General features: G+C 68.1%; 16 protein-coding genes and 3 pseudogenes. 13 read left to right on the top strand and 6 right to left on the bottom strand.

Annotated features, from left to right (window positions below):
* Nucleotides 1-412: 412 nt before the first annotated feature.
* Nucleotides 413-1603, top strand: coding sequence for an IS1380 family transposase (locus ACIQJT_RS32885; protein WP_402649460.1), 1191 nt, complete (start codon nt 413-415; stop codon nt 1601-1603).
* Nucleotides 1604-1804: 201 nt separating this feature from the next.
* On the opposite strand, the gene ACIQJT_RS32880 is transcribed toward ACIQJT_RS32885, so the two are convergent.
* Entirely contained in the window at nt 1805-2725 is a 921-nt protein-coding gene (locus tag ACIQJT_RS32880) for a LysR family transcriptional regulator (RefSeq protein ID WP_402649459.1), read from the bottom strand.
* Nucleotides 2726-2904: 179 nt separating this feature from the next.
* On the opposite strand from ACIQJT_RS32880, the gene ACIQJT_RS32875 reads away from it, so the two are divergent.
* From ACIQJT_RS32875 to ACIQJT_RS32860, 4 genes are read left to right on the top strand one after another with little or no spacing between them, the layout of a single operon-like run.
* Entirely contained in the window at nt 2905-3507 is a 603-nt protein-coding gene (locus ACIQJT_RS32875) for a (2Fe-2S)-binding protein (protein WP_402649458.1), read from the top strand.
* Nucleotides 3504-4490: an FAD binding domain-containing protein gene (locus ACIQJT_RS32870; protein WP_402649457.1), complete on the top strand. Its 987-nt coding sequence runs from the start codon at nt 3504-3506 to the stop codon at nt 4488-4490. The genes ACIQJT_RS32875 and ACIQJT_RS32870 overlap by 4 nt, the downstream gene beginning before the upstream one ends.
* Entirely contained in the window at nt 4487-6667 is a 2181-nt protein-coding gene (locus ACIQJT_RS32865; RefSeq protein WP_402649456.1) for a xanthine dehydrogenase family protein molybdopterin-binding subunit, read from the top strand. The genes ACIQJT_RS32870 and ACIQJT_RS32865 overlap by 4 nt, the downstream gene beginning before the upstream one ends.
* Entirely contained in the window at nt 6664-7782 is a 1119-nt protein-coding gene (locus ACIQJT_RS32860) for an XdhC family protein (protein ID WP_402649455.1), read from the top strand. Before ACIQJT_RS32865 ends, ACIQJT_RS32860 begins: the two co-directional genes overlap by 4 nt.
* 67 nt (nt 7783-7849) lie before the next feature.
* Here the strand turns inward: ACIQJT_RS32860 and ACIQJT_RS32855 are convergent, their stop codons facing one another.
* The 3 genes and pseudogenes from ACIQJT_RS32855 to ACIQJT_RS32845 all read right to left on the bottom strand — a co-directional run.
* Complete coding sequence (locus ACIQJT_RS32855; RefSeq protein ID WP_402649488.1) at nt 7850-9034, bottom strand: sensor histidine kinase; 1185 nt, start codon at nt 9032-9034, stop codon at nt 7850-7852.
* Nucleotides 9031-9693 carry a response regulator transcription factor gene (locus tag ACIQJT_RS32850; protein ID WP_365461422.1) on the bottom strand — a complete coding sequence of 221 codons (663 nt, stop codon included), beginning with the start codon at nt 9691-9693 and terminating at the stop codon, nt 9031-9033. The genes ACIQJT_RS32855 and ACIQJT_RS32850 overlap by 4 nt, the downstream gene beginning before the upstream one ends.
* Before the next feature lie 47 nt (nt 9694-9740).
* Nucleotides 9741-10400: pseudogene (locus ACIQJT_RS32845) on the bottom strand (IS5 family transposase); the annotation flags it as partial.
* A 229-nt stretch (nt 10401-10629) separates the two neighbouring features.
* Here ACIQJT_RS32845 and ACIQJT_RS32840 point away from each other — a divergent pair.
* From ACIQJT_RS32840 to ACIQJT_RS32830, 3 genes are read left to right on the top strand one after another with little or no spacing between them, the layout of a single operon-like run.
* The gene (locus ACIQJT_RS32840) at nt 10630-11901 is read left to right on the top strand and encodes an FtsX-like permease family protein (RefSeq protein ID WP_402649454.1); all 1272 of its coding nucleotides are present in this window, start codon (nt 10630-10632) and stop codon (nt 11899-11901) included.
* Between the two features lie 41 nt (nt 11902-11942).
* Nucleotides 11943-13322 (top strand): ABC transporter permease, encoded by a 1380-nt coding sequence (locus tag ACIQJT_RS32835; RefSeq protein ID WP_402649453.1) that lies wholly within the window; start codon nt 11943-11945, stop codon nt 13320-13322.
* Nucleotides 13323-13329: 7 nt separating this feature from the next.
* The gene (locus ACIQJT_RS32830) at nt 13330-14037 is read left to right on the top strand and encodes an ABC transporter ATP-binding protein (protein WP_402649452.1); all 708 of its coding nucleotides are present in this window, start codon (nt 13330-13332) and stop codon (nt 14035-14037) included.
* A gap of 230 nt (nt 14038-14267) precedes the next feature.
* Here the strand turns inward: ACIQJT_RS32830 and ACIQJT_RS32825 are convergent.
* Nucleotides 14268-14509: pseudogene (locus ACIQJT_RS32825) on the bottom strand (IS5/IS1182 family transposase); the annotation flags it as partial.
* Nucleotides 14510-14652: 143 nt separating this feature from the next.
* Between ACIQJT_RS32825 and ACIQJT_RS32820 the strand changes: the two are divergent.
* Nucleotides 14653-15282: a hypothetical protein gene (locus ACIQJT_RS32820; RefSeq protein ID WP_402649451.1), complete on the top strand. Its 630-nt coding sequence runs from the start codon at nt 14653-14655 to the stop codon at nt 15280-15282.
* 614 nt (nt 15283-15896) lie between these two features.
* Nucleotides 15897-17495, top strand: a complete 1599-nt coding sequence (locus ACIQJT_RS32815) for an acetolactate synthase large subunit (protein WP_402649450.1) — start codon at nt 15897-15899, stop codon at nt 17493-17495.
* A gap of 280 nt (nt 17496-17775) precedes the next feature.
* On the opposite strand, the gene ACIQJT_RS32810 is transcribed toward ACIQJT_RS32815, so the two are convergent.
* A complete protein-coding gene (locus ACIQJT_RS32810; protein WP_365461411.1) occupies nt 17776-18222 on the bottom strand; it encodes an ester cyclase in 447 nt (148 codons plus the stop codon).
* Nucleotides 18223-18309: 87 nt separating this feature from the next.
* Here ACIQJT_RS32810 and ACIQJT_RS32805 point away from each other — a divergent pair, with 87 nt between their 5' ends.
* From ACIQJT_RS32805 to ACIQJT_RS32795, 3 genes and pseudogenes are all read left to right on the top strand, one after another.
* Nucleotides 18310-19209, top strand: coding sequence for a LysR family transcriptional regulator (locus ACIQJT_RS32805; protein ID WP_402649449.1), 900 nt, complete (start codon nt 18310-18312; stop codon nt 19207-19209).
* Nucleotides 19210-19928: 719 nt separating this feature from the next.
* Nucleotides 19929-20807 (top strand): cyclase family protein, encoded by an 879-nt coding sequence (locus ACIQJT_RS32800; RefSeq protein WP_402649448.1) that lies wholly within the window; start codon nt 19929-19931, stop codon nt 20805-20807.
* A gap of 271 nt (nt 20808-21078) precedes the next feature.
* Nucleotides 21079-21254 (top strand): annotated as a pseudogene (locus ACIQJT_RS32795) (transposase family protein); the annotation flags it as partial.
* Between the last annotated feature and the right edge of the window lie 60 nt (nt 21255-21314).

Genomic DNA, 21314 nt, shown 5'->3' with positions numbered 1-21314 from the left:
TTTCGAGTAACGCCAGGTTGACAGGCGTTGTGGACATCTGGGAGACCCTGGTGATACAGGTACTGTCAGACCCCCCTTCCTGGTGCGCTGAGTCCGGATCACCCCGGCTTGATGCCGGTGGGTGGTTCACCAAGAAACGAAGAAATGCCTTGCGATTTGCGATGATGGGGTCGGCGCCCGCGGCCATGCCGCCCACCAACGACATCAGTTTCGCCGCTGGGAAGGCGCCGGTGCCGTCCTTCGAGGCGGGCAGCCGGACGGGCTCGCCGACCAGCTTGGGCAGACCGCACCGCTCGGCCAGCCGGACCACCGGCTCCAGCCCGCCGTACGCGATCAGGTTCGGGGCATCGAACGCGGATGAGACCGCCGCCGCGGCATGGGAAGATCGCATCTCGGAAGTGCCTTGTCGATCGTGCCTGATGTGGTCCTAGAAAAACCCATCGACGACATGGACCGGCTGCGGCACGGTGCGATGGGCCGCCTGTTCTCCGGAGTGCGGGCCCCGTCCACGCCGGGGTCGTTCCTGCGCTCCTTCACCCACGGGCATGTGAAGCAATTGCACGCCGTGGCCCGCCGGTTCCTGCACGAACCGGCCCGTCACACCCCGCTGCCGCCCTGTACGGACCAGGCCGCATATGTGGACATCGACGACACCATCCGCCGCACCCACGGCTACGCCAAACAGGGCGCCGGCTACGGATACAGCAAGGGCAAGGGCCTGAATGCACTGCTCGGCGTCGTCTCCACACCCCTGTCCGCCCCCGTGATCGCCGCCACCAGGCTGCGCAAGGGACCCTCGAACTCCGCGCGCGGGGCGGCAGCGTTCGTCGCTGAGACCATCCGCACCGCACGCGCCTGCGGCGCCAACGGCCTGCTGGTGCTGCGGGCGGACTCCGCGTTCTACAGCGCCGACGTCATCAACGCCTGCCGGGCCCTGGATGCCCGCTTCTCCATCACCATGCGGATGAACGCCTCCGTCAAAGCCACCATCGCCCGCATCGACGAAGACGCCTGGACACCGATCAAATATCCCCAAGCGGTCTGGGACGAGGAGGGCCAGTGCTGGATCTCCGACGCCGAGATAGCCGAGATCCGCTACACCGCTTTCACTTCCAAGCCGAAGAAACAGCAGGTCACCGCCCGACTGGTCACGCGCCGCGTCAAGCGCCTGAGCGCCGGCACCGTCCCCGCCGGGCAGGGCACGCTCTTCGATACCTGGCGCTACCACGCCGCGTTCACCGACTCCCCGCTCGCCTTGAGGGATGCCGAGCGTGATCACCGCCGGCACGCTGTCGTCGAGCAGGTGATCGCCGATGTCAAGAACAGCGGCTTCGCCCACACGCCGTCCGGTCATTTCCAGGCCAACGCCACGTGGCTCGCCCTCGCGGCCCTGGCACACAACCTGACTCGCGCCGCCGACGCCCTGGCCCCCGCGTTCCATGCCAGGGCGACCACCGCCACCATCCGTGACCGCCTGATCAACGTGCCCGCCCGCCTGGCCCGCTCCGCCCGCCGCCTCACCCTGCACCTGCCCGAGCGCTGGCCGTGGAGCGAGGACTTCACCCAACTGTTCAGCACGGTGCATGCACCGCCGGCCCTCTGACGCTCCCTGACCGACCTGCCCGAAAGGGCCCGAGACCTGTGGACAGAGGGGAAGAGCTGGGCAGACCAGCGGCCACCCCATGCCCGAATCCGCAACTCAGCCCCAACACGGCCTGCACGACCCCGAAACGATCAACTGGGAATCAAGCCGGTGCATCCGGGCTCAGACGGCCCGAAAGACCCACCGCACCGATGGGATCATTCACCGGTCTGACCGGCACTCGGTCACCTGTGCGGTGGTTTCCCGCACGACCTGCCGCAGCCAACGGTGGGCGGGGTCGCTGTCAACGCGGGGGTGCCAGGCGATGCCGTAGGGGAAGGACGGGAGCTCCTCGGGGGCCGCAGCGACGCGGTAGGCGGGGTCGTCGCCGTACGCCAGGGCCGCGCGCCGCGGGAGCGTGGCGATGAGTTCGGTGCCGGACACGGCGGCCGCCGCCGCAGAGAAGTACGGTACGCGCAGGCCCGTGGCGCGGCGTAGCCCGTGCTCGTCCAGGCGGCGTTCAACCATGGTTTGGCCGCCGGCGAGGACGGTGATGACGACGTGCGGGTACGCGGTGAAGTCGTCCAGGGTCAGTCTCTCGGCGGTGACAGGGTGGTCGTGGGACAGCAGGCAGACGAAGTCCTCCTCGAACAACGTCGCCCAGCGCAGGGAACGGGGCGCCACGACGCCGGAGATGACCAGATCCGCGCGGCCCTGCTCGACATCGACGAAGGACTCGTCCCCCAGGGGTGCCACGTCCAGTGATATGCCGGGCGCCTCACGGAAGAAGCGGCGGAAGAGTGTCGGGCCGAGCAGGGATGTGGCGTAGTCGGTGCAGTGGATGCGGAAATGACCGTTCGCCGTCGCGGGGTCGAAGGCGTCGCCGCGTAGCAGCGTCTCCAGTCGTGGCAGGAGGTCGGCGAGTTCCGACTGGATCTGCTGACCGCGCGGGGTCGGCTCGTATCCGCGTTGCGTGCGCACCAGGAGTTCGTCGCCGAACGTTTCCCTGAGCCGTTGCAGGACTCGGCTCATCGCCGACTGGCTCAGATGGAAACGGTCGGCGGCGCGTGTCACGTGTCTCTCTTCGAGCAGAACCGCCAGCGCTTCGAGCAGATTCAGATCCGCGTTCCGAAGATGCGTCATAGACATACCTTACGCCGAATTCATGCAGATCAAGCATCAAGGTTCTGGATCCGACCTCACACGTGATCATGCATCCGATGCATAAGAGACATTCTCATTCTGCGTTGGACGAATGGCCGCGTCGACGTCAGGCTCATTCCCATCTCGCCGTATCGGGGTAGACGAGGAGTTGTTGACCCATGGCACAGCACAGGAGGCGCGACGTACTGAAGTCGGGGGGCGCCGCAGCGGCCGCTGTGATGGTCCCCTTCGGGGCAACCGAACCGGCCGCCGCGGCGCCGGACGCTTCGCAGGCGGCACAGCCCCGGGCGATCTCCGACCTCACACTGTCGGTGAACGGGACCCGGTACCGTCTTCCGGGGGTCGAGGCCCGGGTCACCCTGCTCGACGCGTTGCGCGAGCACGCCGGGCTCACTGGTACCAAGAAGGGCTGCGACCGGGGCGAGTGCGGCGCCTGCACGGTGCTCGTCGACGGGCGGCGCGTCAAGTCGTGCCTGACTCTGGCCGTGATGCAGGAGGGCCGCTCCATCGCCACCATCGAAGGACTTGCCCGAAGCGAGGAACTGCACCCCGTTCAGGAGGCGTTCGTCCGCCGGGACGCCTTCCAGTGCGGCATCTGCACACCAGGTCAGATCATGTCGACGGTGGCCTGCATCGAGGAGGGCCATACCGGCTCCGAGGACGAGATCCGGGAGTGGATGAGCGGCAACCTGTGCCGATGCAGCTGCTACCCGAACATCGTGGACGCGGTGGCCGACGCGGCGAAGGTGATGCGGCGATGAGGGACTTCGCCTACGCCCGCGCAAGCCGGGCCGAGGAAGCCGTGCAGCTTGTCGCCCGCCGCGCCGATGCGGCTTTCGTCGCCGGCGGCACGGATCTGCTGAACCTCATGAAGGACGGCGCCGAGGACCACGACCTGGTCATCGACATCAACCACCTGCCGCTCGCCGGCATCGAGGAGTCCGAGGGCAGGCTGCGCATCGGTGCCTTGGCCAGGATGGCCGACGTGGCTCTGCACCCAGTGGTGCGCAGGCGGCTGCCCGTGCTGTCCCAGGCGCTGCTCGCCGGCGCTTCCCCGCAGATCCGCCACATGGCCTCGATCGGCGGCAACCTCCTCCAGCGCACCCGCTGCTGGTACTTCCGGGGCAAGGACTTCGCCTGCAACAAGCGCGAGCCGGGAACCGGCTGTGCCGCACAGGAGGGCCGCAGCCGCTGGCACGCCATCCTCGGCGGCAGCGACCACTGCATCGCCGTCCACCCCTCCGACCTCGCGGTTGCCCTGCGTGTCCTGGATGCCACGGTCCACACCCTCGGCCCGGGCGGCACCCGGACCATTGCCATGGCCGACTTCCACCTGGAGCCCGGCCACACCCCGCACCTCGAGAACGCCCTGCGGCACGGCGAGCTCATCACCGCCGTCGAGGTGCCGCTGCCGGCACCGGACGCCCGTCAGCGTTACCTGAAGCTGCGGGACCGCGCCGCCTTCGAGTTCGCTGTCGTCTCCGTCGCCGTCGTGCTGCGCATGAACGGTCGAACCGTCGATGAGGCCCGCCTCGCCTTCGGCGGCATCGCCACCCGCCCCTGGCACTCACCCGAGGCAGAAGCCGCTCTGCGGGGCAAACCACTGACAGAGCGGAACATCGCGGCGGCCGGACGCCTCCTGGTCCAGGACGCCCAGCCGCGCGAGGACAACAAGTTCAAGGTCGAGCTGGTACAGCGTGCGCTCCAGGACGTACTCGGCCGTTTCAGCGGAGGTTCCCGATGAGCACCGACGTCGTCGGCCGCCCCCTGTCCCGCGTCGAGGCTCGACTCAAGGTGACAGGTGGGGCCGAGTACACCACCGACGTACGACTTCCCCGCCTGGTCCATGCCTTCATGGCGATGAGCACCGTCTCCCGCGGCCGGATCACCCGGATCGACACCCGCGCCGCCGAAGCCGTGCGCGGCGTCATCACCGTCTATACGCACGAGACCATGCCGCGTCTGCGGCAACCCACCTACCGGCCCTTCTTCAAGCCGTTCATCCCGATACAGACCCCGGACATCCACCACGCAGGCCAGCCCATCGCCTTCGTCGTCGCCCAGACCTTGGAGCAGGCGCAGCGAGCGGCAGAACTGATCGAAGTCGACTACGAGGAATCGGGCGATGCGCAAGGCGAGTTGGCCATGGGGGATGTGTTCCTGCCGCCCGACGGACCGGACGGCCCCAACACGTACAAGCGTGGTGACGTGGCGGCCGGCATGACGCAGGCGGACGTCCGGGTCAGGGCCGAGTACACCATCCCCATGCACCACCACAACCCGATCGAGCCCCACGCCACCACGGCCGTGTGGGAGGGCTCAAAGGTGACGGTGTACGAGACCACGCAGGGTCTGGGCAACACCCAGCACGTCGTCAGCGAGGCCCTGCAGGTCCCGCTCGCCGACGTCCGCATCGTCTGCCGCTACCTCGGCGGCGGGTTCGGCTCCAAGGGCCCTGTCTGGCCGCACACCGTGCTGACCTGCGCCGCTGCCCGTGCGTTGGGCCGCCCCGTCAAGCTCGTGCTGTCCCGTGCACACATGTACACCTCCAACGGCCACCGCGCGCAGACCCATCAGACGATCGAGCTCGGCGCCCACCACGACGGTCGGATCACCGCGCTGGACCACGTCATCACCCAGCAGATCACCCGCGACGACGTCGTGCAGTTCAACAGCAGCGAGCCGATCCGCATGCTGTACGACATCCCCAACCTGTCCAACGAGCAGCATGCCGTGCGACTGGACCTGCCCACCCAGAGCTTCATGCGCTCCCCGGAAGCGTGCACCAGCCACGCCCAGGAAGCGGCGCTCGACGAACTCGCCCACGCCCTGACCATGGACCCGGTCGAGCTGCGAAAACGCAACTGGAGCAGCCGGAACATGGAGAACGGTCAGGAATGGGGCAGTAACCACCTGCGCGAATGCTACGACCGCGCCGCGTCGATGTTCGGCTGGTCCCGGCGCGACCCGCGCCCCGGCTCCATGCGCGACGGCGATGAACGCGTCGGCTGGGGCATGGCCACGTCCGCCCACACCGCCGGCGGCCGGCCTGGTTCCGGCGCCCGTATGACCATCGGTACCGATGGCAAGGTGCTCGTGCAGGTCGGCACCCAGGACATCGGCACCGGCACATACACGATCATGACGCAGATCGCCGGTGAGGTCCTCGGGATGCCCCTCTCCGACATCACGTTCGAACTCGGGGACAGTTCCTTCCCGCAGAGCTACACCTCCGGCGCCTCCACCACCGCACCCGGCGTCGGCAGCGCCGTCAACCGCGTGTGCACCGCCGCACGCAAGGCCGTCATCGACCTGGCCGTCGCCCAACCCGGCTCGCCCCTGCGCGGCGTTCCCGCCGACCGCGTGGACACCGTGGACGGCTACCTGTACGACACGGCCAACCGCCGCTCCCGAGTCAGCTACCGCTCGGTCGTCGGCCACGGCGGTAAGCCCCTCGACTTCACGGTGGAACCCACCAACACACCGCTCGGCTACTCGGTCGGCGCCGTCTTCGTCGAGGTCCGCGTCGACCCGCTGCTAGGCCGGGTCCGGGTTACCCGCGTGGTCGGCTGCTACGACCCGGGCACCGTGCTCAACCGCAAGACCGCCCGCAGCCAGGTCCTCGGCGGCGTGATCTGGGGCATCGGCTTCACCCTCTTCGAACACACCCTCGTCGACCCCGCGACGGCCAGGATCGTCAACCCGAACCTGTCGGGCTACCTGATGCCCGTCAACGCGGACATCCCCGACATCCAAGTGCAGTTCATCGACAGACCCGATCCGGCCAGCGACGCCCTCGGAGCCCGCGGCTTCGGCGAAACCCCGATGACCGGCGTCACCGCGGCCATCGCCAATGCCGTCTTCCACGCCACCGGCAAACGCGTGCGCAACCTGCCCATCACCCAGGACAAACTGCTGTGACCGGCCACAACGACATCTGGAACGCCCTGTACGAGGCATGGTCGACCGGCGAGACCTCGGGGTTGGCCACCGTCGTGCGAACCTTCGGCTCGGCCCCACGACCCGTCGGCTCGTCGATGCTGGTCACCGCTAAGGGGCGTGTGGTGGGCTCCGTGTCGGGCGGCTGCGTCGAGGGCGACGTCCTCGAGCGAGCCCGCGAGACGATCCTGGACGGCAGGCCTCAGCGGACGACGTACGGCATCAGCGATGACGACGCCTTCGGCGTGGGCCTGACCTGCGGCGGCACCCTGGAGGTCTTCGTCGAACCCATCGACACCCGCACCTTCCCCGAACTGGCCGAGGTGATTGAGTCCGCGCGGGCCGGCATCCCCGTAGCCGTCGCCACCGTGCTGGACCATCCCCGGCCGGAGGCCGTCGGCGCCCACGTGGTCGTGCGCGCCGACGGCCACTACGGCAGCCTGCACCCGTCGGACACCCCGCCCGGCCTCATGGACGGCGCGCGGGAACTGCTCCGGAAGGGCGACAGCGGAGTGCTCGTCCACGACGCCGAGGCCGTGCGAGTCTTCGTCCGCCCGCTGGTGCCGCCACCGCGGATGCTGCTCTTCGGCGCCGGCGACTTCGCCGCGGCGCTCGCCGCGATCGGCCGGACCATGGACTACCGGGTCACGGTCTGCGATGCCCGGCCAATGTTCACCACGGCTGACCGCTTCCCGGACGCCGACGAAGTCGTCGCGGCTCGGCCGGACCAATACCTGGCCCAGGAAGCGGCTTCCGGACGGGTCGACACGCGAACGGTCATCGTGTCCTTCAGCCATGACCTCAAGTTCGACATCCCGTTGTTGGAGACGGCACTGGAGCTCGATGTGGCCTATGTGGGCGCCATGGGCTCACGGCGTACGCACGTGCACCGCGCCCAGGCACTGCGCGAGGCCGGCGTGCGCGCGCACGCTCTGACCCGGCTGTACTCCCCCGTCGGCCTCGACCTAGGCGGCCGCTCCCCCGCGGAGACGGCCGTCTCGATCGCCGCCGAGATCATCGCGACCCGGTACGGCGGCCGAGGGGAACCACTGTCCCACCGCGCCGGCCCGGTCCACGCTCTGCGCGCGGCGGGATGACCACGCTGGTCGACAGTCGAGGCCAAACCCGCCACCGATCTGCTGGTGCTCGTACCATTCCAAGCCCTCAGGGGAAGCGCAGAGCAAGGACGAGTCCGCCCTCGGCGCCCGGTTGCGCCGTCAGCGTGGCGTGGTGGGCCTCGGCAATGGAAGCGGCGATGGATAGTCCCAGGCCGTGGCCGGTCGTGGCGGTTCGGTCCGTGTCGAGGCGACGGAAGGGCTCGAACAGGCCGGGGATCAGTTCGGCAGGCACGCGGACGCCGGTGTTGGTCACCGTCAGGGTGGCGACGTCGAGTCGCACGCGGACGTAGCCACCGGGGTGGTTGTACTGGATGGCGTTGCGCATCAGGTTCGTCAGCAGGTGGCGCAGCAGGACGGCGTCGCCGCGAACCACCAGTGGGGTGTACGCGCTGAGGTCGATGTGCACGCCGCGGGCCGCTGCCTGTGGGGTGAGTTCTGCCGTCACGAGCCGCGCGGTGGCCGTGAGGTCCACGCTCTCGGTCTCGTCCAGACCGCGGTCGCTACGTGCCAGCAGCAGCAGCGCGTTGATGAGTTGTTCGGCTTCGCGGTTGGTGGTGAGCAGATCCTCGCGGACGTCGGCGAGGCTCTTGGGGAGGGGGTCGGCGAGGCCGACCTGGAGGGTGGTGCGCTGGGCGGCCAGGGGGGTCTTGAGCTCGTGGGACGCGTTGGCGACGAAGCGGCGCTGGCTCTCGAAGGCTCGCTCCAGCCGGTCCAGCATGGTGTCGAAGGTGTCGGCGAGGCGGTGGAGCTCGTCGTTGGGGCCGGTGAGCGCCAGGCGCTGATGCAGGTTCTGTTCGCTGATGCGGCGGGCGGCTTCGGTCATGGAGGCGACGGGACGCAATGCCCGTCCCGCGAGCCACCAGCCCAGCAGTCCCGCAAGCAACGCCATCACGAGGATTGCGACGGCGGACCAGAGGACCATCTGACGCAGCGCTGTGTCCTGGACGGCCTGCACGGTTTGGTCGATCTTCTGGATCAGGGCGACGCCGCTCGTGTCTGGAGTCGTGCCTTCCGGCCGAGTGGGGTGCACGGGCTCGGAGGGCGTCGCAGGGCCGCTCGGCGCATCGCCGTACTTGACCGACAATCCCTGGACCTGCTGGGCCGTTCCGTAGCGCGCGAGCAGCACCACGAAGGCGAGCAGGGCTATGCCGGAGAGCAGGAAGAGTCCGGAGATGGCCGCTGCCAGGCGGGCGCGGAAGGGCAGCCTGCGCAACAACGCCCGCCAGTTCATTCGCACAGCCGGTACCCCTCTCCCTTGTCGGCGGCGATCAAGCCGGGGTCGCTGAGTTTGGCTCGCAGCCTGCTGACTGTGGCGCGGACCGCGCTGGTGCGCGGGTCGAGGTGCTCGTCCCAGACAGTGCGGACGAGTTCGTCGTGCGGCACAGGCGCACCACCGGCGGCGAGCAGCCGGCGCAGGACCCCGTACTCCTTCGGGGTGAGCTCCAGCAGGTGGCCGTCCACGGACACCTCGCGCCGCGCCTCGTCCAGCGAGATGCTCCCGAAGCGCAGCACAGTGGGGGACGGCTTGTGCGCGCGACGGCTCAAAGCACGTACACGTGCCACGAGTTCGGGGAACTCGAAGGGCTTGGCGAGGTAGTCGTCGGCGCCGAGCGTGGTGAGGCCATAGATCTTGTCCATGAGCTCGCCAGCCGCGGTCAGCATCAGGATGCGCGGAGGGTCGTCGCGTTCTCGTAGTCGTCTGCACACCTCGTCCCCGGTCATGACCGGCATGTCCCGGTCGAGGATCAGCACGTCGTAGGCGGTGAGCAGACACATCCGCTCGGCTTCGTAGCCGGTGGCGGCGACGTCGACCGCCATCGCCTGCCGGCGCAGACCGGTGGCGATCGTGCGGGCGAGAACACGGTGGTCCTCGGCTACCAGAACTCTCATGCCCCCATAAGACCAAGTTCACGATTGCAGCCGGATAAGAAGTCATCTCATGTGTCGAGTCCGCGGTAGCAGACGAGGGTCCAGGCGATGCCGGTGAAGGCAAGGAAGTGGTCGGCCTTGCGTTCGTACCGTCGGTGGAGGCGTCGGCAGCCGGCGAGCCACGACATCGTGCGTTCTGGTCCGGCGGTGGCGGCCCAGTCGAGTCGAGGATTCGATGCCTTTGCGGGCGATACGGTGCCGGATGCGGCGCCCACGTAACCATCGCCGCAGGTGGTCGCAGTCGTATCCCTTGACGGCGTGGAGCTTTGCCGGTCTGTGCCGCCGACGTCCGCGCCGTGAGCGGATCGGCGGTATCCCCTTGACCAGCCGGATCAGCGCCTGGCTGTGGTGCAGGTTCGCCCCGGAGATCCCGACGGCCAGCAGCAGACCGGTCCGCTCGGTGATCAGGCGGAACTTTGAGCCGTACGTGCCTCGATCGACAGGATTCGGGCCTGTCAGCTCCCCCTTTTCAAGGCCCGCATGTTCACCGAGTCGATCGCACAGCGGGACCACTCCAACTCGCCGCACGAGCCGAGTTCGTCAAGGACCAGGCGGGCGAGTTTTGGCCCACACGCGGGCCTTCGTCCACTCGGTGAATCGTCGGTGGCCGTCGCACCCGATGGCCCCAACGACGCGGACGGCAACTGCTGCCACGTGCAGCCCGGCGTCCGGTGGTGGCAGGGATCGTTGAGCGGCTGGTGCCGGACGAGTTGTGCAGCTTACCCAGCCACATGAGATGACTTCTCAAGAGATGGCGCAGTGAATTGCGAACCAGCCGGTGCAATGGGCCACGGAGCGCAGTCGGCGCCCTCGACCCAAGACCAGGGCCAGGCGCGTCCTTATGCCGCTGTAACACGCTTATCCTGCTGCAAAGAGCGGACTGCTTGTGTCTGCGCCATGAACTTCGTCAAGCGCGCCGGAATGAGCCTTGGTGCCAGAAAGTCCAAGACCGCCGCCCTCCTGGCGATCTTCACGGTCATCTGCACCCTGCTCTTCGGCGGTTTCCTGCTGCAGTCCGCCGCCGCCCACCACCAAGCCGACGCGCAACGCACCATCGGCGTCGACGTCACGGTCAAGCAGAAGGGCCTCACCTCGGCCCTGGCCGACCGGCTCGGCGCCTCAGACATCGTGAACCGCTACACCCCGCAGCTTCCGATACGTGCCGCGGGGCATGGGTTCTCGCCCCTGACATCGAAAGCGTCGAAGCCTGGCGGCGAAACCAGGGACAAGGATCCGGGCCCGCTGGCGGTGAACGGCGTCCGTGACTCGGGCATGCTGCTGCCCTTCTCGTACGGTTCGATGAAGATCGTGGCGGGGCGAGGCATCACCCCCGAGGACAGGGGCCAAGGCGTCGCGCTGATCGAGCAGCGCCTGGCCGACGAGAACCACCTCGAGGTCGGCGAGACCGTCCAGGTGCGGTCGGCTGACGGCGAGCGCACCGCGGCCCTGACGATCGTCGGCGTCTTCCAGGACCCGACGCAAAATCCCACGGGGTGGACGCCGCCGCACGAGCTTCCCGGCAACGCGCTGTACGTACCGATGGACACGGCGCAGGATCTCGGTACCCGTGGCGCAACGGTCAGCGAGGCGGTGTACAGAATCGGCTCACCGGACCAGGCCGAGCATCTGCACGCCGCCGCCGAGCGGCTGCTGGGCGCGGGCAGCTTCGACTTCCGCGTCAACGACAAGGCGTACCAGGACCAGGTCCGCCCGATCCAGCAGGTCGGCACGTTCGCGCGACTGATCGTCTGGGTGATCGCTCTGGCCAGCGCGCTGATCCTCGGCCTCATCGTGACACTGCAGATTCGTGAGCGACGCGCCGAGCTGGGGGTCCTGCTCGCGATGGGCGAGAAGAAGTGGAAACTCATCGGCCAGCATGCCGTGGAGGTGGCGGCCGCAGCCCTGCCCGCCGTCGCGCTCGCTTCTCTGGCCGGCCCACTTGCAGGGCAGCCCGCGGGGGACGCACTCCTCGGCCGACAGGACGACAAACCGCCCTCGGCGGCCCCTGCGCCGCACTCCGAGATCGTCCCGCTCACGGTACGCGTCGAACCGGCCACCGTCGTCAACGTCGCCGGCATCGGCCTCGGGATCTCCCTGGTCTCCACCGTCATCCCGGGCATCGGAATTCTCCGCCTGCACCCCCGCTCCATCCTCCTCGACACCGAATAGTCCCGCCCGGCACAACCGCAACTGCCAGAAAGCCAAACGCCATGAACTTCGTCAAACGCGCGGGGCTCAGCCTGTGGGGCCGCAAGGGCCGCACCCTGATCACCCTCGCCACATTCCTCGTCATCACCGTGATGGTGCTGGCCGGCATCCTGATCAGCGACGCGACGGCGCAGGCCGAACAGGACGCCAAGCGCTCCGTGGGAGCCGAGGTCAACCTCACCATGGACATGGACCAGTTGGTCGGTGGCGGCGGTATGCAGGCTCCACGTATCGACGCCGCGACCGTCGACAGACTCGGAGCTCTGCCCCAGGTACAGAAGTACACCTACTCGATGTGGGACCGCGCCATCCTCAAGGGCAAGTACACGCTGGTCGGCGGCGGACCGATCGATCCCATGGGCCCCGGCGGAACCGTGGGCACAGGCGTCCTCGACACCTCGCTGCTCCCCGACTTCCGCAGCGGCAAGTTCACCCTCCTGTCCGGTGAGCACCTCACGGCCGCCGACAAGGACAGTGAGCAACTCCTGATCGAGGAACGGCTGGCCAAGCAGAACGGCCTCAAGGTCGGCGACAAGATCCCCCTGACAGGTAACGACGAGAAGACCACGGCCGACTTCACCGTGGCCGGCATCTACCGCGACCCGCGCCCCAGCACCGAACCCGACCCCCAGTACGAAATCAACCCTGCCAACATGCTGTACGGAGCGGTGGGCGGCCTCTCCGCACTGGGCTCCGACGGGAACGGTCCGCTGCAGGTCGGCAAGGCGACCTTCCTCCTCAAGGACGCCGACGCACAGGCCGCGTTCAAGGACGAGGCGAAGCGAGTCACGGGCTCGGCGCTCGACGGCTTCAAGCTGGACGCCAACGACAAAGCCATCCAGCAGATGACGGGCCCGCTCAAGAGCATCCGCTCCACCGCCACCCTCGCCATGTGGCTCATGGGCACCGCCGGCGCGGCCGTCCTGGCCCTCCTGGTCAACCTCGCCGTCAAGCAGCGCCGCACCGAGTACGGCGTCCTGCTGGCCATGGGCGAGAAGAAGAGCAACCTCATCGCCCAACAAGCCCTGGAGACCGTCCTCGTCGCGGCCGTGGCCATCGGCCTGAGTTCCATGTTCGCCCCGAGTCTCACCCAGAGCGCCACCCAGGCGCTGCTCGGCCAGGAGGCCACCGCCGCCCAGAACAAGCTCGACTCCTGGCAGGCCCCACCGCCCGGCAGCACCGGCCTCGGCGAGGGCACCGACTGGGACGACAAGCCTGTCGAGAACGCCGATCCCATCGGCAAGATCGCCGTGTCGCTCGACCCGGCAGACCTCGCCACCGTCGGTGGCATCGGCCTCGGCATCGGCCTGCTCGCCACCGCCATCCCGGCCAGCGCCGTACTGCGCCTGAACCCCCGCACCATCCTCACGAAGGACAAGTGAACCCACCATGACCGCCGCCACCGCCGCGCCGCCAGTCCTGCGACTCAACGACGTCAGCCACACCTACTCCAGCCAGCGCCGCAGGACCACGGTGCTCAAGAACATCGACTACGCCTTCGAACGCGGCACCTTCTACACCATCCTGGGCCCCTCGGGCAGCGGCAAGACCACCCTGCTCAGCCTCGCCAGCGGCCTCGACACCCCCACCCGAGGCACCATCAGCTTCGACGGGCGTGACCTCACCGAAATCGGCCTCGGCCGATACCGCAACCAGCACGCCGCCACGATCTTCCAGCAGTACAACCTCCTCACCTACATGACCGCCCTGCAGAACGTCACCACCGCCATGGAGATCACCGGCGCCAAACCCGCCACAGGCAGCCGCCGGGCCTTCGCATTGCACCTGCTCGAACAGTTCGGTCTCGACAAGGCGACAGTCACCCGCAACGTGCTCCAGCTCTCCGGCGGCCAGCAGCAGCGCGTCGCCATCGCCCGCGCCATCGCCTGCGACGTCGACATCCTCTTCGCCGACGAACCCACCGGAAACCTCGACGAGGACACCGCCCAGGGCATCATCGACACCTTCCGCGCACTCGCTCACGAGCAGGGCACGTGCGTGGTCGTCGTGACCCACTCCCAGCAACTGGCCGCCCAGTCCGACCGGATTCTCAACCTGCGCAAGGGCAAGCTCACGGAGCAGGTGAACACCCGATGAGGACACGTGCGTTGCTGGTGGCGCCCGCTCCAGTACTGCTTTGGTCCTGAACGTCTGCATCCGCGGCTCGGGCGACTCCCCGAGTGCCGAAGGCCAAGCGACGGCACCGCAGAAACGGCCGACCAGCGGTGTGCGGGACGGTAACGGGCCAGCACCCGACCTCCCGGACGGCTGGCCGGAGCCATAAACCAGTACGCGGCCTGCCTGAAAGGTCGTTTCTTCCTGTTGGTTCATCCCGGAATCTGCTGTTTGGCCTGCGGAATCGGGGTCGCGCCAGGAGATGGCGTTCTCGCTGGTGAGACGGCGGGCCATGGGGTCTGCCTTAGCGATATGCACCAACCATGGCTTCGGAGCGGGCGGTCCGGGTCTCGTAGTCGCCAGCCAGGCGGCGGTGAAGCATGAGCCATCCGTAGGTCCGCTCGACCACCCATCGCTTCGGGACCGGGGTGAACCCCCTGGTCCCGGGTTTGCGTAAGACGGAGGCGGTCGCCGACGAGCTCGGGGTCGACCAGTACCTCGCGGACGGCTGGAGGCGGCCTTTCCGCATATCGACGTACTCGCCAATAACGCGGGGGCGTGTTTGGAGATCCGGCCAAGACCGTGGACGGGCTCGAGATGACCTTCCAGATCAACCATCTGGCGCCGTTCCTGCTGACCCGCCTGCTGATGGACAGCCTGCTGACCTCGGGCGCCTCGGTGATCCAGACCTCCAGTGTCGGTGCGCGGATGGCTTCCAGGATCGACACCGAGGATCTGAACCTCGACCGGCATCTCGGTCCGATCTGCGTCTACGGCATCGCCAAGCTGGAGAACATCCTGTTTACCGGGGAACTGCACCGGCGTTACCAGGCCCAGGGTCTGTCCGCGGCGGCTTTCCAGCCGGGCGATGTGACCTCGAGCTTCGGTGCCGGATCCGAGAGCCGACTGATACAGGGGCCTCGCCACCAACCCCTTGAGCCGGGTCATGCTGATCTCTTCGGAGGGTGCGGAGCAGCCGACGTGCCTCGCCGAAGGGCGGTCGGGCGCCGACTGGGTCCGGAATCTACGACGAGAAGAAGAAGCCGGCACGTACCAACAAGCAGGCCGATGCCGATCTGGCACGCCGTCTGTGGGAACGCTCGGAGGATCTGCTGGGCTGAGGGCTGTTGTGCGGCATCTCCATGCTCGACCTCCGTGACGTCCACCCCGTTGCCGGACTGGCTGGAGCAGCTCACGGATACCGGCCTCCCGGCTCGGCCGGCCTAGCCCAGAAGCGGATCATGGCCGCCCGCGCGGCGTGCAGCCGCTCCGCCGACGCATCGTCCTCATGGCGATGCTCCGCAACCGCTGTCCGTGACGGAGTGTCACCGGCGCGCGGTGGCATGCATCTGCTGCACGAGAATCTTGCCGGACCACGAGAGCCAGTTGTCAAAGCGCGTGCGCACACCACCGAGGTTCAGACGGCGCCGTGAGGCCGGCAACCGGTGAAGGGGGGATTGACGATCCGTGGATGTCGAGACGTGCGTGCGGTAGAAATGAGCGCCTGAGGAGGCACACGCGGTGACGCAGGACGCATGGTGACCCGATCAGACGGACTGACGGAATTCCTCCGGCGTTGCAGGGAGCCGTCATCGAGCTCTGCGAGACACTGTGGAAGATTGCGCCCGCATCGCGCCCGTCGGCGATCCGGTCGTCTGTAGCGGCCCGTCTTGCAACTTGGCTACCAATGGCTCGTCGCCCCCGCCATGCACCGGCTCTTTACTTCCTACGACCGTCCGTTCCTCACCCGCATATCCGTCTCAGGATGCCCCAATGTCAGGCGGCCTGTTGGCCACTTTCACCATCGCGCCCCGGTTTCCGGCGAAAGGCAATCAGCTTCCATGAACGGTGCAGAGACTGTCCTGCGCACATTGCTCAACAATGGCGTGGACGTTTGCTTCGCGAACCCTGGCACATCCGAGATGCAGTTCGTCGCAGCCCTCGACGACCATCGGGCCATGCGCGGCGTCCTGTGCCTTTTCGAAGGGGTGGCGACCGGGGCCGCCGACGGCTACGCCCGTATGTCCGGTCGGCCTGCTGCGACGCTGCTCCACCTCGGCCCCGGTCTGGCCAACGGTCTGGCGAACCTCCACAACGCCCGTCGCGCCCACGCTCCGGTGGTCAACATCGTTGGAGACCACGCCCACTCGCACAAACGACTCGACTCCCCTCTGGAGTCCGACATCGATGCCGTCGCCGCGACAGTCTCCAGCTGGGTGCGCAGGCCGACGACCTCGTCGGACATCGGCCGAGACACCGCCGAGGCCGTGGCGGCAGCGCTGAGCGCCGGGGCGGCCGGCGCCCCGGACCGCTCTCACACCGGCACCTCCGGCGCGATCTCGACACTCATCATGGCGGCCGACCTGTCCTGGGAAGAGGGCACCCCGCCCGCGCCGCACCTCCCGCCCGCGCCGCTGCGGTCCGTACCCCGCGCCGACTTGGACGCCATCGCCGCCGTGATCGCCGGACCGGAGCCCGTCGCCCTTCTGATCGACGGTGCCGGACTGAGCGAGCCCGGCCTGCAGGCTGCCACCCGGATACAGAAAGCCACGGGAGCCGCCGTCTTCTGCCCCACCTGGCCTGCCCGAATACGGCGCGGTGCGGGCATCCCTGCGATCGAGCCCCTGGGTTACCGGGCCGAAGCCGTCAGCCAGCAACTCGCCGGCACCAAGAATCTGGTTCTGGTCGGAGCCCGGGAACCAGTGGCTTCGTTCGCCTATCCGGGCCGTCCGGGCCTCCTGACCCCGCCGGGAACGAACGTGCATCACTTCGTGCCGGACTCGGGTTTCGATGTCGTTGAAGCGCTGACCGACCTAGCAGACATCGTCGCGCCGGGCTCTCTCGCGACGCTGCCCGTCACGGACCCTCTGCCGGACATCGTGGATGAGCCGCTGCGCACTGAAAACTGGGCACAGATCATCGGCGCCCTGCTTCCCCACGAAGCCATAATTGTCGACGAGTCCATCACCGAGGGGATGAACACCCTCGTGCCGGCGACCGCCAACTCCGCACCGCACGACGCACTCGGGCTGACCGGCCTCGCGATCGGCCAAGGCATCCCCGTGGCAGTCGGGGCGGCCATTGCCCGTCCTGAGCGGCCGGTCGTCTGCCTGCAGGCCGACGGGAGCGCGCTCTACACCATTTCCGGACTCTGGACTCAGGCCCGCGAGAACCTCAACGTGACCACCGTCCTGCTCAACAACCGCTCCTACGCCGTCCTCCGCGCCGAACTGGACCGGGTCGGCGGCAACCAGGCGGGACCGGCCGCCAACGCTCTCTTCGACCTGAGCCGACCCGACATCGACTTCACCGCCGTGGCCACTGGCATGGGCGTGACCGCCACCCGCGCCACCAGCACGACCGAGCTCGCCGAACAGTTCTCCACCGCCCTGGCCGCGCCCGGACCCCATCTCATCGAAGCGGTCCTTCAGCCCGTCTGAAAGAACGCAGTCAAGGACGTGTTGGCGCCCGGGCACGGCCACGACGGGGAGTGCATTCGTATGAACTGGCGCTCGATCACTTGTACGCGGGCAACGGCGCGGGCCGGGTCCTTCCTGGTTGCCGAAGGCCCGCTCGCTCCGTCCTGTCGACTGCCCTCCTTTCCCTTTTGCGGCATGTCGGCGAGCCCACGACGGTGGGGTCGGCCGACAGCAGCCAGTCCCTGTCACCGCCGCTCGCAGACTTCACGCTCACGCAGACTCCGCCTCGGTGGCTGCCCGGCTACCTTCCTTCGGCGCCCAGCTGGCGCAAGAGACCGCGGTTGTCGGTGCGCACCCACTCCTCGATGAGGCGTCCCCGGTCGTCGAAGCGGAATATGTTGATCAGGTCGAACACGATGCGCTTGCCGTTGGGCGGCAGCGGGCCGACCGGTGACTGTGTGAACTCGCGGGCGAAGGTGCCCTCGATCCATGTCTGGCAGGCCAGGTGGTCACCTTCGGCCACCACGATGCCGCGTCGGATCGTTCGGTCGTCGAAAGCCTGGCGCACGGAGCCGAAATAGGCGGTGAGCCCGGCGAAATCGGACTCGAAGCCGTCCGGCCCGTGAAAGCGGAACTTCTCCTTATCGAAGTACGTCGCGGCTTCGACCGGATCTTCGCCCGACACCTCCAGTTCGCCCGCCCGGATCAGCCGTGCCACCAATTCATTTCGAGTAAATCGCTGTGTCATGTCGCCAGCCTGCCCCCGTCCAGCCATGCAGTCCAACAATGATTTCGCACCATTTCCATGACAAACACGCATGCTACGCTCGCGGGCATGGTCGAGTTCACCCTTGCGGGTCTCCGCGTCGTCCACCAGGTCGCCGCCGCGGGGTCGTTCACTCGGGCCGCCGAGATACTCGGCTACACGCAGTCAGCGATCTCCCGCCAGGTCGCCGCCATGGAAGCAGCAGCCGGAGCGCCGATCTTCGACCGCAGACGACGAGGTGTGGCCCTCACCCCGGCAGGCCAGGTGCTTGTCCGGCGCGCGGCGGAAATCCTCGCTGACCTGGCGGCGACCGAACTGGAACTCGCCGGCTTGCGCGACCGGCTGGCGGGTCGCCTCACGATCGGCGCCTACCCCACTGCGGCCATGGCGTTGGTCCCGCGAGCGATGGCACAGGTGACCTCTGGCCATCCGGGTCTCGCCGTGGTTCTGGAGGAGGCCTCGACGCCCGCTCTGCTCCGGCGGCTCCGGACGGGCCGACTGGACGTGGCGGTGATCGGGGTCGGCCACGGCCTGCCGGATTACGACCTGAGCGAACTGACACAGACCACAGTGCTCCAAGGTGACCTTCTGGTGGCCTGTGCGGACACGCACCGGTTCGCGGGCCGCTCTGGCATCACCGTGCTGGACCTCGCCCAGGAGCACTGGATCGCCGGCGACGGGACGGCGGGCGAGCCGCAGTTCGGAGCCTGGCCCACCCTGTCGAACCCTCACATCGCCGCCACTGCGCGCAGCTGGTCGACACGCCTCGGCCTGGTCGCGGCCGGCCTGGGTGTCACGGTCATCCCCGACCTGGCCCTACCAGCCCTGCCGAAGGGTGTACGGGCCGTGGCCGTCACCGACAGCTCCTGGCCCGGACGCGCTACCGTCGCCGTGACCAGGCCCCACCCTTCCGCCCAGGACCAGGCGGTGGTGACAGCCCTGCGGCATCAGGCCGCCTGTCTCGGATGACTCCGCCCCAGGAACCCTGGAGGGTCCCTGGGGCAACCCTTGGACTCGCCTAACAAACGATCTTGTCTGTGCCGGCGGAGGACGGACGCGAGGTGGAAGGCGGCCTGGTAGCGGTTGGCGTGAGGCGGGGCTCGGGGCAGGCGCCGGCTGTAGGGGGATGGCCTGCTCGCGGCCGTGGATGCCGTCCGTGCATCGCAGGAGCGAGAAGCCAAGGAGGATGACGGTGGAGAGTCCGGGTGGACGGAGACGTCGCTGAGCGCCAGATCCCGCAATGGAGTCTCGTCCCGGACCTGAATCGCCGTCCGGCCGTGGACCTGCTCGCGTTGCCAGCAGTTTCGGGGGGCCGAACAACGGCCGGGCGCGCTGTTGAACGCACCTGCGAACTCGCAGACGGTGCCTAAGGCGTGCTCGGGGATCCTCTGAGTGTTCCGCCGCAGAGCATCGTGTGCCTGGCTCATCCACTGACGTCCGGTCTGTCTTCGGACCTTCCGCAGGCGGTGTGCTTAAGGGCGGATCGTCAGGCCCTGAATAACACGGTCCACTGTCGTGACAATCGAACGCACCGGACTGCACCGCTGCCTGGTCGGCGGGCCGTTGATCACACGAGAACCGAGCGCTACCAGCTACCAGACGTGCGGGGGCGGGGATGACAACGGAACAGTTCGCTGTACGCCCTTGCCTTGCGGTCTGAGTACATTTCGACGAAAGGGGCCACCGACATGACCAACACCAGTGAGACGGACCTGCCCGACAACTGGGGCCGATGGGGAGCGGACGACGAACTCGGCACCCTCAACCTGATCACCGACGAGGTGCGCGCCAGGGCCGCCGCGGAGGCGCAGACCGGCCAGTGGGTGTCACTGGCACAGCCGATCACACCGAGCGCGATGTTCTTCAGCCCCTTCTCACCCGAGACGGTCGACGCATCGCCGGTGCAGCAGATGGTGTCCCACACCGGTGGACCAGTGGCAGCCGATCTGACGGTGGTCCACAGCCACCACTGGAAGTCGACGCACCTCGACGCGCTCGCACACTGGTCGACCGACGGCCAGGTCTATCCGGGCCGAGCCAGGGAGCAGGTCGTCACCCCCGTCGGGATCACGCACGCATCGACGGCTGCTTTCGCCGCCGGGATAGTGACACGTGGGGTCCTGCTCGATCTGGCCGTCGACGGCCCCCTTCCCCCCGGCTACGCGGTGACGTCACACGACTTCGAACAGGCCGAGAAGCGGCAGGGAGTGCAGGTGAGCTCCGGGGACGCACTGGTGGTCCGGCTCGGCTGGACAGGACGCGCGCCTCACGACACACCGAGCCCGGGAATCAGCATGGACGCAGTGCGGTGGATGCACCGCCGAGGGGTTGCCATCGTTGCCCCCGACAGGGGTGACGCGCATCCTCCGCTGAACCCGGACGAGCCCTCGCCGCTGCACGCGGTAGCGCTCGGCCGGATGGCGATGCCTCTGATCGACGTGCCCCAATTGGATGACCTCACGGCGTTGTGCGCACGGCTGAAGCGTTACAGCTTCCTGCTCACCGTCGCCCCGCCCCGCATCCACGGCCTGACCGGCGTGCCGGTCAACCCCATCGCGATGTTCTGACCGAACCGCCCCCAGCGCCCTCCGAGATCCTCGGACACTCCCCCCTACCAGGGCAGGGGATCACGGCAGGGCTGTCGGCTGCTGAAGAGCTGGGTGACCACGGCCGGGTGGCGACCGTTGCCTCCTGCGTGGCCGTACCAATGAGCGTTCAAAGGTAGCCGCGGTGTCTGCTAAAGGGTGTTGCACAAGGCTGCGGCCAGGGCATCTTCTTGGTACGGCCACAGTGTTACGTGCTGAGCGGGTGTGGGTGGAGACGTTCGCCGGGTTGCGCATGGGGCGGTTCGAGAAGCTGCTGCGCGTGGCGCGCGAGCGGCGCCGAGACGGCCCCGGTGGTGGTCCGCCGTGGTGTCTTCCGCTGGCCGAGCGGGTGCTGATGGTGGCCGTGTATACCGCCAGAACCTCACCATGCGGCGGCTCGCTCCGCTCCTCGGCTGCTCACCTGCCACAGGTGAGCGACGCTAGTCCAGAGCGAGCAACTCCGCCTTCCTGCCGACAGTTCCCGTCACA

The organism is Streptomyces sp. NPDC091972 (genome assembly GCF_044756385.1).
GTDB lineage: Bacteria > Actinomycetota > Actinomycetes > Streptomycetales > Streptomycetaceae > Streptomyces.
The sequence above is the reverse complement of the archived record's forward strand: the minus strand, read 5'-3'. Positions and strand labels throughout refer to the sequence as shown.